This is a genomic window from Pseudomonas sp. R4-34-07, from assembly GCF_003852375.1.
Taxonomy (GTDB): domain Bacteria; phylum Pseudomonadota; class Gammaproteobacteria; order Pseudomonadales; family Pseudomonadaceae; genus Aquipseudomonas.
The window spans coordinates 2,507,406-2,520,638 of sequence record NZ_CP027760.1; the positions used below are offsets into that span (position 1 = coordinate 2,507,406).

The following is a 13,233-nucleotide window of genomic DNA, read 5'->3' on the forward strand; positions in this document are numbered from 1 at the left end:
ATGCAAATTCAAGAACGGATCGCACGTGCACTGAACGTCAACCGCTCGCTGGGCAAAGGTGGCGAGCCCGAGGAGATTCAACGGCGTATCGACTTCATCAAGACCACCTTGCGCCATTCAGGCTGCAAGGCGCTGGTGCTGGGCATCAGCGGCGGTGTCGACTCACTGGTCGCCGGCCGCCTGTGCCAGCTGGCGGCGCAGCAACTGCGCGAAGAAGACTACGCCGCGCGCTTTATCGCCATGCGTCTGCCTTATAAAACCCAGGGCGACGAACACGATGCCCAGGCTTCCCTGGACTTTATCCTGCCGGACCATATCGACACCCTCGACATCGCGGCCAGTGTCGACGGCCTGATGGCCAGCCTGGCCGCCGCCGAAGCCAGCGCCGCCCAACTCGATTTCATCAAGGGCAACGTCAAGGCCCGTGCGCGCATGATCGCGCAATACGCGGTCGCCAACCTGCACAATGGCCTGGTGGTCGGCACCGACCAGGCGGCCGAAGCGCTGATGGGCTTTTTCACCAAATTCGGCGACGGCGCCTGCGACCTGGCGCCGCTGTCCGGCCTGACCAAAACCCAGGTGCGCCTGCTGGCCACGGCCCTCGGCGCTCCAACGAACCTGGCGTACAAGCCGCCCACCGCAGACCTTGAAGAATTGGCACCGGGGAAACTGGATGAGGACGCCTACGGCTGTTCGTATGAAGAAATCGATGCGTACCTGATGGGCGAGCCGGTGAGTGAGCGGGTGAGGGGACTAGTCGAGACGGCCTACAGCAAGACAGCGCACAAACGCGCGCTGCCCTTCGTGCCGTTGTAATCAACGCTCGATCGAACGACTCCATCGCGCGTTCCACTCCGGACGTGCCTGGTTGACCTGGTCCCAATCGATCGAAATCGCCGTCTGCAGGTAACCCTGCATCGCCTCGACCCGTGCGCGGGTCTTGTCGGTGGTCGGCGTGGTCGGGTTTGACGGGATCTGGTCACCGTCTTCCAGTGCTGGCGCCTGGGCTTGGGCGCTGAGCAGGAACGCCGCGAGCTTCTGCGCCAGTTCCGGCTGGTCATTGCGCGCGATCACGCATTCGGCCACGTTCAGCACGACTGCGCCTTCCTTGGGTTGCGCATACTCCATGGGCACGCCGAGCAGTTTCTGGGTGGCGACCTGGGTCGGCGTCAGCGGGAAGATCGCCGCTTCGTCGGTTTGCACCATCTCGGAGATTTTTGCCGAGCTGGCGATGTATTCCAGCACGTTGGGGCCGATGGTCTTCGGCCACGCCTTGAAGCCTGGCTCCACGTCGGCCTCGCTGCCGCCCTGGATACGGTTGAACATCAGGAAACCGTGCAAGCCGAAGGTGGAGGAGGCCAGGGACTGGAACACCACTTTTTCTTTGAAGCGCGGGTCGGCCAGGTCCATCCAGGAGGTGGGCGCGGCCCAGCCGTTTTCCTTGAACATTTTGGCGTTGTAGCCAAGGCCCGTGACGCCTAGGGTCACGGCCACGGCCTGGTCCTTGATTTTAGCCTTGGCCGGGATCTGTTCCAGGGTCGGGCTGGGCGCCAGCGTGTCGCACAGGCCCATGGAGATGGCGCGGTACATGATGCCGTCGTCGAGGAACATCACATGCATCTGCGGGTTGTCTTTGTTGGCCTGGACTTTGGCGAGAATGTCCGACGAGGTGCCCGGCACGATCACCACCTTGACGTTGTTGGCCTTCTCGAAGGCGGGCAGCACTTTATCGGCGTAGACCCGCTCCATGGTGCCGCCGTTCATGCCCAGGTACAGCGTGGGCGCGGCATGGACATTGGACGCGAGCAAGGCGAGGGACAAGCAGGACAGCGCGGTACGTGGGTTCATGGGGTTTTTCCTCTCAGGCTTGGAAACGACGGATGGAAAACGCTTCAATGGGCTGGCGGCTGGCACCCGCGCAGACGATCTCTGCCAGGGCTTCACCGACCGCAGGGCCGAGCTGGAACCCGGCGCCGGCAAAACCGAAACCGTGGAGCAGGCCGGGTTGGGTGCTGCTGGGGCCGATCACCGGTTCATGATCGGGTAGATAACCTTCGGTGCCGCTCCAGGTACGGATGGCCTGGGCCCCGCGCAGGAATGGGTACAGCTCACCCGCATTGCGCAGGATCTCCAGCACCGCCGCGTGGCCGGGCCGGGCCTGTTGCGGGCCAAGGGCGAAGCCGCGACCACCGCCGAGGATGCAGTTGCCGCGCGCCACTTGCCGCGCATAGATGCCGCCGCCTTCAACGCCGGTGCTCACGTCCATCACCTTAGGCAACGGCTCGGTCACTAACATCGCCGGGTGTGCCGAGATCATCGGCACCGGTTCGCCAAATTGCGCGGCGACGCTGCCGGCCCACGCACCTGCGCAGTTGAGCAGCCATGGCGCCTGCAGGTGCAGGCCATTGGCGCAATGCACCTGGAAGCGCTGGCCGTCATGGTCGATTTGATTCACTTCTGCCTGCTCATAAACCCAGGCGCCACTGCGCTGCGCCGCGCGGGCGAAGGCCGGCGATACCAGGCGGGGATTGGCGTGGCCGTCGTCGGGGCAGAGTGAGGCGCCCACTGCGATGTCGCCCACCCACGGGAAGCGCGCGCGCAACTGGGTGTAATCGAGCAATTGCAGGTTCAGGCCAAAGCCACGGGTGTGCGCGGCATAGGCTTCAAGCGCGGCTAAATCCCCATGACTGCGCGCCAGTTTCAGATGCCCGGAGCGCACGTATTCGCCATCGATGCCGATCAATCCAGGCAGGTCGGCCCACAGCTGATGGGCGCGCTGTGACAGCGGTAACTGATGCAAGGGCCGTCCTTGGCGCCGCACGCCGCCGTAATTCACGCCGCTGGAATGCGAGCCGCAAAAGTCGCGCTCGACCAGCGCCACCCGCTGACCCTGGCGCGCAAGCATCAAGGCCGCCGACGCGCCAACAATCCCGCCGCCCAACACAATAACGTCGATCACGGCTGCACCTGCACGCCGAACGGCAGCGGCTTGATCGGCGCCTGGGCACGCAGGCGCCCGACCTGTTCAATGCTGCGCCCGCTGCGCTCGGCGACAATCTCCGCCGCCGCCAGCCCGCACATGCGCCCCTGGCAGCGGCCCATGCCAACACGACAATGCGCCTTGACCCGGTTGATCTCCCAGTGGCCTTCATCCACCACCGCGCGCACCTCGCCCACACTGATTTCTTCGCAGCGGCACAGGGTCAACGCATCCGGTGCCTGCGCGGCCCATTGTTCAGGGAAGGGAAACGCGGTTTCCAGGCCCTGGCGAAAGCGCTGGATGCGCGCCAGCTGCTGTTCCAGCCGGGTGATGCGACGCTGATCGACCCCCTTGCCGATATCTTCCAGTACGGCCAGCGCTGCACGCTCACCGGCCAATTGCGCCGCATCGGCGCCCATGATGCCGGCGCCGTCGCCCGCCAGGTAAACCTGCGCCACGCTGCTGCGCCCGGCGCTGTCGCGGCGCGGCAACCAGGCCCGGTTCAGGGGGCTCCAGGCAAACGCGCAACCGAGCAGGTCTGCCAGTTGTGTCTCACTGCGCAGCGCGTGGGCGAAGGCCACGGCGTCGCACGCCAGGCGCTGTTCGCCCCAACGAATGCCGTTGACCCGCTGTTCGCCGTCAATCTGTCGCAGGGTTGCGCCCTGATGCACGGCAACCCCGTGGGCGGTCAGCCAGGCGCGGTAGTACAAGCCCTTGGCCAGGGTCAGCGGCTGCCCGAGCAGCGCCGGCAGCGCACGGCATTGGGCGCGCAAGGGCGCGCTGTCGAGTACCGCCACGACCTGGGCGCCAGCCTTGGCATATTGGTAAGCCACTAAATACAGCAAGGGCCCCGAACCACAGAACGCGACGCGCTCGCCGATGGCGCAGCCCTGATATTTCAATGCAATCTGTGCGGCGCCCAGGCTGTAGACGCCGGGCAAGGTCCAGCCTGGCACCGGCAGGATACGGTCGGTGGCCCCGGTGGCGACGATGACCCGCGAGTACTCGACGCGCTCGGCACGGCCCTCAGTGAGCGTGTCCAGGCATGTGTCTTCGGCATTCCACACCAGGGTGTCGGGGCGATAGTCGATCAGCGGTGCCAGCTCGTCCAAGGTGCGATGCACGGCCTGGGCCTTACCCGCTTCGAAGCCGTAAAGCTGCTTGGCCGAGCGTTGGAAGTTCACCGGTTGGCGCCGATAGACCTGCCCGCCGCCGCGCAGGCTTTCATCGATCAGGCACGGCTTGATGCCATGGTCGAGCAAGGTTCGCGCCGCCGTGATGCCGGCCGGGCCTGCGCCCACAATCACAATCGGTTTCATGCGTGGCGCCCCGGTTCACGGCTGATCGCCTGGCCCTCTTCCAGTAACGTCGAACAGGCGCGTACGCGGCGCCCGTCTGCAAGGCGCACCCAGCAGTCCTGGCAGGCGCCCATCAGGCAGAAACCGGCACGGCGCTCAGCGCTGAAATCGCTGCCGCGCAGGTGCTCGGCGCAGGTCAGAATGGCCGTCAGCAGGGTGTCGCCGAGCAAGCCTGCGGCCGGTTGGCCGTCCAGGGTGAACGCCAGGGCAGGGCGCTGGGTTTCAGCGAGTCGCTTGAACAGGGCCATCAGTGTTTCCCCACCAGCACGCGGTCCAGGCCGTACACCCGGTCGAGCAGAATCATGGTTGCCGCCGTCAGCGCGATCACCAGCGCCGAGACCGCCGCCATCATTGGGTCGATGGACTCGGTGGCGTACACGTACATGCGCACCGGCAGGGTTTGCGTGGCCGGTGAGCTGACGAAAATCGACAGGGTCACCTCATCGAAACTGTTGATGAACGCCAACAGCCAGCCACCGGCCACGCCCGGCAGAATCATCGGCAGCGTGATCTGGCGAAACAGCGTAAAGCGGCCGGCACCGAGGGATTCAGCGGCCTGTTCGGCACTGCGGTCGATACCGATGGCGGCCGCCAATACCAGGCGCAGCACATAGGGCGTGATGATCACCACATGGGCGAGCATCAGCCAGGTGAAGCTGCCATTCACGCCCATCAGCGCAAACAGGCGCAACATGGCGACGCCCAGGACCAGGTGCGGGATGATGATCGGCGACAGAAACAGCGCACTGAAAAAATCCCGTCCTGGAAACGCATAACGGCTGATCGCCAAAGCCGCCGGCACCGCGATCAGCGTGGCCAGGGTCGCGGCGGTAAACGCCAGGACCAGGCTGTTGTAGAACGCCTGGATAAAGTCGGCGCGCTCGAAAACCGCACGAAACCAGCGCAGGGAGAAGCCCGACGTGGGCAGGCTCAAGGTGTTTTCCGGGGTGAAGGCCACCAGGCACACCACCACCAGCGGCGCCAGCATGAACACCACCACCAGGGCGTGGAAACCGAGGGCCAACGGACCGTTTCTAGACATGCGCTCAAACCCCCAGGGACTTTTTGTAGCGGCCTTCGACCATGCGGTTCCAGCTCAGCATGATCAGCAGATTGACCAACAGCAGCACCACGGCGATGGTCGCGCCCATGGGCCAGTTGAGTTCCGAGAGGTATTGGTCGTACACCACCGTGGCGACCATTTTCAGGCGGCGCCCGCCGAGCAGGCCGGGGATGGCGAACGAGCTGGCGGCCAGGCCGAACACAATCAGGGTGCCGGACAGCACGCCGGGCATCACTTGGGGCAAGACGATCTTGCGCATTACCGTGGCCTGGCTGGCACCCAGCGACAACGCGGCCTGTTCAGCCGAGGGGTCGAGCTTTTGCAAGGAGGTCCAGACCGGGATGATCATGAACGGCAGCATCACATGCACCAGCGCGATGATCACCGCGAACGGTGTGTACAGCAGCTTCACCGGGCGGCCGCCGAGCATCTGGATCACTTGGTTGACCAGCCCGTCGGCGCCGAGCAACAGGCTCCAGCCAAAGGCGCGCACCACCACCGAAATCAGCAACGGCGTGAGGATCAGGATCAGGAAAATCGAGCGCCATGGCGTGCCCATGCGGCTGAGGATATAGGCCTCCGGTACGCCGATCACCACGCACAGCAGGGTCACCAGCGCACTGATCCAGAAGGTGCGCCAGAAGATCTCGTAGAAGTAGGCATCGCTGAACAGCGACAGGTAATGAGCGAAGGTCCACTCATCGGCCTTCACGCCTACCTGGTAATCGAACACGTTGAACGACAGCACCAGCGTCAGGCCCAGCGGCAGCACCAACAGCCCGGCAAACAGCACCAGCGCCGGCAGGGACAGCAAGTAGCCCCGGCTCATGGGTGCACCTCGTCCGGCGCCAAGACCCGCAACAGGTCCGCTTGCCAATCCAGGCCCACTGCCGCGCCGTTGCCCAGCGGCGCGCTGCCGTCGTTGCTGCGTACCACGGTGATTTCGCCGAGGTCGGTATGGACCCGGTACAGCCACTGGCTGCCGAAGAAGTAACGGTCCAGCACCTTGCCCTGCAAGCGACCCGAGCCCGCGTCCAGCAGTTGGATTTTCTCCGGGCGCAGGCTCAGGGTCAGCGCGCCAGCGCCGCCCGTATGGCGCACTTGCGGGATGCCCAGGGCATCGTAGTCGCCGGCGAGCAGATTGGCCTTGCCGACGAAGTCCGAGATAAACCGTGTGCGCGGGTGCTCGTACAACCGGTAGGGCGCATCGATCTGGGTCACGCGCCCGGCCTGCATCACCACCACACGGTCGCTGATCGATAGCGCCTCGGCCTGATCGTGGGTGACCATCAAGGTAGTGATGCCCACCGCACACTGAATGCGGCGGATTTCAAACTGCATTTCTTCGCGCAGGTTGGCGTCGAGGTTGGACAGCGGCTCATCCAGCAGCAGTACCGGCGGCTCGATCACCAGTGCGCGGGCCAGGGCCACGCGCTGGCGTTGGCCGCCGGACAGCTCCCGGGGGTAGCGTTCGGCATGGGGGGCCAGGCGCACCAGCTCCAGCACGGTCTTGACCTTGGCGGCGATCTCGTCGGCGGGCACCTTGCGCATCTTCAGGCCGAAGGCGACGTTGTCGCGCACCGTCATGTGCGGGAACAGCGCATAGCTCTGGAACACTACGCCCAGGCCCCGGCTGGCGGGCTTGGCATGGGTGATGTCGCGACCGTCGAGCAGGATCTGCCCGCCGCTCACATCGACGAAGCCGGCGATCATCTGCAAGGTGGTGGTCTTGCCGCAACCCGAGGGGCCGAGCAGGGAAACGAATTCGCCTTTTTCCACCGCAAGGTCGGTGGCGACCACCGCATCGACGGCGCCGTAGCGTTTGCTCAAGGCGCGAAGTTGGAGAAATGCCATGTCTGCGTTCCACCTGTTTGAGTCGCGTCGAAACGCGCTTTTTTGTTTTGGGCAGATGCGAAAGAACAGTTGCGGGTGCGCTGGCGCTCGATCTTCGGTCGGCTGCCGGTTGTTGTTCGTTTCGCCCCTGTGGACGCAGATTAGGACGAAGACTAGAGTGGACGGAAGACGGTATTTCACTGAATGGATGATTATTTTCTGTTTTATTCATTCATCAGAATTTAGTTGGAGATAAGGCGTGAATGATTCCACTGAGCGGAATGAAGGAGCCAGGGAAGTTGGCTCAGGCGGCGTCTCTCGCCTGTTCGCACTGCTGCGCACCCTGGGTGAAGTGCCGGAAGGCGGTGAACGCGTGACCCAGCTTGCGCAGCAGGTCGGCCTCTCGCAACCGACCACCCACCGCCTGCTGCGCAGCCTGATGGACGAAGGCATGGTCGAGCAGGACGCGCGCAGCAAGCGCTACCGTTTGAGCCTGGAGTTCTTTGCCCTGGCGGCGAATGCCGGCAAGACCGGCAACCTGCGCGACCTAGTACGACCAAGCCTGTTGCGCTTGAGTGCATCGCTGGGCGATTCGCTGTTCCTGCTGGCCCGCAGTGGCTTCGACGCAATCTGCCTGGACCGCAGCGAAGGCCCGTACCCGATCCGTACCTTCACCGGCGATATCGGTGGGCGCGTGGCGCTAGGCGTGGGGCAGGGCAGCCTGGCGATCCTTGCATTCCTGCCCGAGGAAGAGCGCGAAACGGTAATCCGCTACAACCTGCCACGGCTCAAGGATTTCCATGTGTACGACGAGGTGCTGTTGCGTTCGGAGGTCGAGAATGTGCGCAGCCTGGGGTATGCCGCGCGCAACACGGGCGTGCTCGAAGGCATGGCCGGGCTGGCGGTGCCCATTCTCAACCGTGACGGGCATGCGGTGGCGGCGTTGAGCGTAGCGACCATCAGTGATCGCCTGGGGCCGAGCCGTTTGCCGATGGTGGTGGAATTGTTGAAGCGAGAGGCGGCAGCGATCGGGCCGCGGATCAATCCGTTTGATCCGACGTTGCGCCGGCCTTCGCAGGCATTTGGTGGGTAGTCCATTTCTGATGTGAAAGCGTATATGAGAGAGCGGGGCTTTTCAGATTGGTCCTACGCAAATGCCATTCTTTTTCGCATCGTTGCACAGGCTTTTACTTTGCGTGCGACGGTAAATTCCTTGCGTGTAACTGCATGTTTATTTGGAACTGCACTGTTTTCGGTTGCCACCAAGAGGTAGCTGAATCGAGGGCTTACTGGCCTGGTTAAGCAGTCGTTACGTCCAAGACATGAGGTGTTGCAATGAATCCTAACTTCAACCCGCCGCTCTATTCGCCTCCGCCCGCACAGAACTTCGGATATTGCCCTGCCGATTATGGGCGCAATGCTACTGCGAACATGCCGAGCAATATGACCAGCTATTATTCCAATTCGGATGTTGCAAAGCTGCTGCTCCACAACTTCGAATACTTCAGTACGCCTGAAAGTGCTTTCGTTTCGCGAAACTCGCTTACTGACGTGGCCAATCGTCCATTGGGAATCAGCGTTTACGATGATCAGATGACGTTGCTTGCCAGGGATATAGTGGGACGGGACGGTCTCTCAAACTTTTTTGATCGCGCTCAGAACGGTGGTCATGAAGATGGGCTGATCAACCGAGAGGATTTGCAGCTAGCCATCGACCAGTTAGGTCCGCAACCACGGGCGGGGAATGAGTTCGCAACGGGTTATAACGGCGCGATGCGGCAACAGAGGGTCAACCAGCAGTTTGCTTCTCAGTTCTGCGCACAGCCTTCGTCCGGTGGGCCGCGCGGCATGGAAGGCTGGGGCGCGTTGTCGCCTGCACCACGAGTGTACGCGGCGCCGCAGCCGTCCTATGGGGGGACGCCAGTCAATCAACAATGGACTCCCACGATGGCTGGAGGTCGACCGTATGCGAATGAGAGTAACGAGTCCTTATCGGCCAAAGTGCTCTCCCATTTCAGCAACCTGCAAGACCCCTCAACGGGGACGATCACTGACGCGTCACTGAGTGCTGCAGCGTCGGGACACTCTCTGGATGGTCGGCCCATCAGTGCGGCGGATGCCGCTATCGCGCAGGAGCTGCTGGAGCGGGGCCAACTGTTCAAGACCCTTGACCAAGGCCGCAGTGGCACACTTGACGGCAGTATTTCCCGGCAGGATCTGGGCGATGCAGCGAGTGAGTACCGCACAATGAGCAACGCCGGGCTGCTTCAGGCCGTGAAAGATAATTTCAGGCAGTTTACCGCCGGTGGGACTGATGACTATGTCAATGTCAATGAGTTGAAAGAGGCGGCGGGTCTTATTCCGTCTGACCGAACGTTCAGCCCGCAAGCGCGCGAAGTGGCGCTGGAGCTGCTCAATCGTCCGGGCTTATTGCGCGAGTTGGATATCGGCGTTGGGGAGGCCGGCAAGCCAGGCTTTGAAGACCGACGCTTCGACATGGTTAACATCGACCATATGATCGAGAAAGAATCCTCCACGGAGCGAGCCAAGCCTTAAGCTAACGCACCTTTGGGTAATTACTCCGTGGCTGCGGGTGGGCAGGATCAAATGAGCGCCAACGGCTGCTTCCGGTGACACAGGTAGCAGCCGTCGGTGCTCAAGAGGCTTGTGCAGCGGGATCGTCATCTCGGCGTAGCATTCGCGGTTCAGCGCCAATAGACTCAAGCGATTGACGACACCACCGAGACCCAGGGCCCCGAATCATCATGGAAGTCATCCAACAACGACCGCTGTGGCAGGTCTATCTGTTTTTCCTGGCACCGATGGTGCTGTCCAACTTTCTGCAAAGCTTTTCCGGCACGCTCAACGGTATCTATGTCGGGCAGATGCTGGGTACCCACGCGCTGGCGGCGGTATCGGGCATGTTTCCCATCGTGTTTTTCTTCATTGCCCTGGTGATTGGCCTGGGTGCTGGCGCCTCGGTGTTGATCGGCCAGGCCTGGGGCGCCCGCGAGACGGGAATGGTCAAGGTGATCACCGGCGCCACGCTGACCCTCGGCGCGCTGGTGGGCCTGGTTGCCGCCCTGCTTGGCAGCCTGTTGGCCCGCCCCGCGTTGCAGGCGTTGGGAACCCCTGTTGATGTGCTTGACGATGCAGTGGGCTACGCCCAGGTGATGATGCTGATCATGCCGCTGCTGCTGGTATTCATTCTTTATACCCAACTGCTACGCGGTGTCAGCGATACCGTTTCACCATTGTTGGCCTTGATGGTGTCGACCCTGGTGGGTTTGCTGCTGACGCCAGCGCTGATTCGCGGCTGGATCGGCCTGCCGCCCATGGGCATCCAGAGTGCGGCATACGCGGGGCTGGCGGGGAATACCCTGGCGATGCTGTTCCTGATCCTGCGCCTGCGGCACAAAAACTCGGTCATGGCGCCGGATCGCGACATGCTCGCCGCCTTGCGCCTGGACCGGGTGATCCTCGGCAAGGTCTTGCGCATCGGCCTGCCGACAGGCCTGCAGATGGTGGTGCTGTCGTTGTCGGAACTGGTCATCCTGGCGCTGGTCAACGGCCACGGTTCCCAGGCGACGGCGGCGTACGGCGCGGTGACGCAGATCGTCAACTACGTGCAGTTTCCGGCGCTGTCGATTGCCATCACCGCCTCGATCCTGGGGGCACAGGCGATTGGCGCCGGGCGCCTGGAGCGCATCGGGCCGATCCTGCGCACCGGGCTGTTGATCAACACCGCCCTTACCGGTGGCCTGATCGTGCTCGGCTATGGGCTATCGCATTGGTTGCTGGGGCTGTTCATCACCGACGCCGCCGCGCGCGTCAACGCTGAGCACCTGTTGCACATCGTGTTGTGGAGCATCCTGGTGTTCGGCTTCCAGGCCGTGATCGGCGGGATCATGCGCGCCAGCGGTGTGGTGTTGATGCCGGTCGCCATCTCGATTTTCTGTGTGCTGTGCGTGGAATTGCCGGTGGCCTACCTGTTCAATGCGCATTTTGGCCTCGAAGGCGTGTGGATGGCGTTTCCGGTGACTTACCTGGCGATGCTGGTGCTGCAGACCGCGTATTACCGTCTGGTATGGCGGCATAAGCAGATCAAGCGGCTGCTGTGATAAAAGGTTGCCCACCCAAGCAGAGAAGGCGCTTTATCGATGGCTAACCCTTACGCCGAGCTGTTCCAGGTGCCGGGCGCTCGCGCCTTTGTGCTGGCGGGCATGCTGGCACGCATGCCGATCTCCATGACCGGGATTGGCCTGATTACCATGCTCTCGCAAGTGCATGGCGGTTACGGTCTGGCGGGTTCGGTGGCGGCGGTATTCGCGTTGGCCACCGCGTTTTGCGCACCGCAGGTGTCACGCCTGGTGGACCGCTACAGCCAGGGCAGGGTGCTGCCCATTGCGGCGTCGATCGGTGGCGGTGCGTTGTTGATGGTGTTGCTGTGCACGCGTTTGCAGGCGCCAGGCTGGACGTTGTTCCTGTTCGCCGCACTGGCCGGCTGCATGCCCAATATGTCGGCGATGGTGCGGGCGCGCTGGACCGAGCTGTACCGTGGCCAGCCCAAGCTGCACACCGCATTTGCCCTGGAGTCGGTGCTCGATGAAGTGTGCTTCATCATCGGCCCGCCCATTTCCGTCGGCCTCAGTGTGGTGCTGTTCCCCGAGGCCGGGCCTTTGGTGGCGGCCGTATTGCTGGCGGTGGGTGTGACCACCTTCGTATTGCAACGCACCACTGAACCGCCGGTGCATGCACGTCATGAACATCACGGGCGCTGGTTGATCGCCTCGCCGTCGGTGCTGATCCTGATGACCCTGTTGCTCGCCATGGGTGTGATCGTCGGTGTGGTGGATGTGGTCAGCGTCGCGTTCGCCCAGCAGGCGGGCCACCCGACGGCAGCCAGTATTGTGTTGTCGGTCTACGCCATCGGTTCCTGCCTGGCAGGCTTGGCCTTCGGCACGCTCAAGCTCAAGGTGCCGTTGCCCCGCCAGTTTCTGTACTGCGGCGTAGCCACGGCGGTGACCACGTTGCCATTGTTCTTGGTGACCGACATTCCGGGGCTGGCCGTGGCGATCTTTATCTCCGGTCTGTTCTTCGCCCCGACCCTGATCGTGTCCATGGCGCTGGTGGAGCAAGTCGTCCCACCCAGTCGCCTCACCGAAGGCATGACCTGGCTGATCACCGGCCTGAGCATCGGGGTGGCCATCGGCGCCGCCAGCTCCGGCTGGATGATTGACCACTTTGGCGCCGCCAGCGGGTTCTGGGTGGCACTGGCGGCGGGGCTGGTCGTGTTGGGTTCGGCGGTGCTGGGGTATCGGCGGTTAGGCAGTCAGCCGGTCGCCGCGCAAGGCTGCGGGAAATGATGGTGTAGAAACTCATCCAACGCCTGGCGGGTCAGGTCGTTCAACGTCACTTTCTTGCGGTTCGCCGCCAACGCTGCCGCCAGATGCAGGTCATGGCCGACGCGTACGTTGAACGAGCCCTTGCATGGCTTTTCAGGCGTTTGCCCGAGCGACTGGCAGGTGGCGAGGTAATCGTCTACTGCCTCTTGGAAGGCCGCGTCCAACTCTGCGACGGTTTTGCCTTCGTAGCTTACCAGGGCCTTGATGAACAGGATTTTGCCGAACAGGCAGTTGTCCTCGAGGCTGGCTTCGATGGAGCCGATGTAGCCTTTGTGTTTCAGCTGGTTGTTCACTGAATCAGTTCTCCTGATTTCAATTGTTCGATGATTTGGCGCCGAATGTAGTGTTTCAGTTCGTTGCCGGGGTGAGGCTTGTGCAAGGTGATCAGTGCACTGGGGTCGCCAATGTCGAATTTGACCCGGCTTCCAGCCCCTTCAATCTGTGTGTAACCCAGTCGCCGTAACAGGGTTACGAGTTCAGACCAGGTGAATGCCATGTGCTCATTGAGCAGTTTGGCGAGCAGCTTTTCATTTTTGGACACGGCGTTCCCTGCGTGTAACTAAATGTAGTTGCAAAAAGTGGTGTACGTCAATG

At 62.7% G+C, this 13,233-nt stretch carries 14 protein-coding genes; 5 read left to right on the forward strand and 9 right to left on the reverse strand.

Annotated features, from left to right (window positions below; translation table 11 throughout):
• Positions 1-816, forward strand: coding sequence for an ammonia-dependent NAD(+) synthetase (nadE, locus tag C4J85_RS11590; protein WP_124406994.1), 816 nt, complete (start codon positions 1-3; stop codon positions 814-816).
• Here the strand turns inward: nadE and C4J85_RS11595 are convergent, their stop codons facing one another.
• The 7 genes from C4J85_RS11595 to C4J85_RS11625 are packed head-to-tail and all read right to left on the reverse strand — an operon-like array spanning position 817 to position 7,255.
• A complete protein-coding gene (locus tag C4J85_RS11595; RefSeq protein WP_124366765.1) occupies positions 817-1,848 on the reverse strand; it encodes an ABC transporter substrate-binding protein in 1,032 nt (343 codons plus the stop codon).
• 13 nt (positions 1,849-1,861) lie between these two features.
• The gene (locus C4J85_RS11600) at positions 1,862-2,959 is read right to left on the reverse strand and encodes an FAD-binding oxidoreductase (protein ID WP_124409642.1); all 1,098 of its coding nucleotides are present in this window, start codon (positions 2,957-2,959) and stop codon (positions 1,862-1,864) included.
• Positions 2,956-4,299: an NAD(P)/FAD-dependent oxidoreductase gene (locus tag C4J85_RS11605; RefSeq protein ID WP_124409643.1), complete on the reverse strand. Its 1,344-nt coding sequence runs from the start codon at positions 4,297-4,299 to the stop codon at positions 2,956-2,958. Before C4J85_RS11605 ends, C4J85_RS11600 begins: the two co-directional genes overlap by 4 nt.
• Complete coding sequence (locus C4J85_RS11610) at positions 4,296-4,586, reverse strand: (2Fe-2S)-binding protein (protein ID WP_124366768.1); 291 nt, start codon at positions 4,584-4,586, stop codon at positions 4,296-4,298. Before C4J85_RS11610 ends, C4J85_RS11605 begins: the two co-directional genes overlap by 4 nt.
• On the reverse strand, positions 4,586-5,380 hold the full coding sequence (locus C4J85_RS11615; protein ID WP_124366769.1) for an ABC transporter permease: 795 nt from the start codon (positions 5,378-5,380) through the stop codon (positions 4,586-4,588). Before C4J85_RS11615 ends, C4J85_RS11610 begins: the two co-directional genes overlap by 1 nt.
• Positions 5,381-5,384: 4 nt before the next feature.
• On the reverse strand, positions 5,385-6,230 hold the full coding sequence (locus C4J85_RS11620; RefSeq protein ID WP_124362539.1) for an ABC transporter permease: 846 nt from the start codon (positions 6,228-6,230) through the stop codon (positions 5,385-5,387).
• Positions 6,227-7,255 carry an ABC transporter ATP-binding protein gene (locus C4J85_RS11625; protein ID WP_124409644.1) on the reverse strand — a complete coding sequence of 343 codons (1,029 nt, stop codon included), beginning with the start codon at positions 7,253-7,255 and terminating at the stop codon, positions 6,227-6,229. Before C4J85_RS11625 ends, C4J85_RS11620 begins: the two co-directional genes overlap by 4 nt.
• 238 nt (positions 7,256-7,493) lie before the next feature.
• Between C4J85_RS11625 and C4J85_RS11630 the strand changes: the two genes are divergently transcribed.
• The 4 genes from C4J85_RS11630 (at position 7,494) to C4J85_RS11645 (ending at position 12,600) form a co-directional block, all read left to right on the forward strand.
• Entirely contained in the window at positions 7,494-8,327 is an 834-nt protein-coding gene (locus C4J85_RS11630) for an IclR family transcriptional regulator (protein WP_124409645.1), read from the forward strand.
• A gap of 242 nt (positions 8,328-8,569) precedes the next feature.
• Entirely contained in the window at positions 8,570-9,790 is a 1,221-nt protein-coding gene (locus tag C4J85_RS27560; protein ID WP_177413564.1) for a hypothetical protein, read from the forward strand.
• A 209-nt stretch (positions 9,791-9,999) separates the two neighbouring features.
• Entirely contained in the window at positions 10,000-11,355 is a 1,356-nt protein-coding gene (locus tag C4J85_RS11640) for an MATE family efflux transporter (RefSeq protein ID WP_124409646.1), read from the forward strand.
• A gap of 39 nt (positions 11,356-11,394) precedes the next feature.
• Positions 11,395-12,600: an MFS transporter gene (locus C4J85_RS11645; protein WP_124409647.1), complete on the forward strand. Its 1,206-nt coding sequence runs from the start codon at positions 11,395-11,397 to the stop codon at positions 12,598-12,600.
• On the opposite strand, the gene C4J85_RS11650 is transcribed toward C4J85_RS11645, so the two are convergent.
• Positions 12,567-12,932, reverse strand: coding sequence for a type II toxin-antitoxin system HicB family antitoxin (locus tag C4J85_RS11650; RefSeq protein ID WP_124362545.1), 366 nt, complete (start codon positions 12,930-12,932; stop codon positions 12,567-12,569). The two genes, C4J85_RS11645 and C4J85_RS11650, sit on opposite strands and share 34 nt — an antisense overlap.
• Entirely contained in the window at positions 12,929-13,180 is a 252-nt protein-coding gene (locus tag C4J85_RS11655) for a type II toxin-antitoxin system HicA family toxin (RefSeq protein WP_057722035.1), read from the reverse strand. The genes C4J85_RS11650 and C4J85_RS11655 overlap by 4 nt, the downstream gene beginning before the upstream one ends.
• Positions 13,181-13,233: the final 53 nt, after the last annotated feature.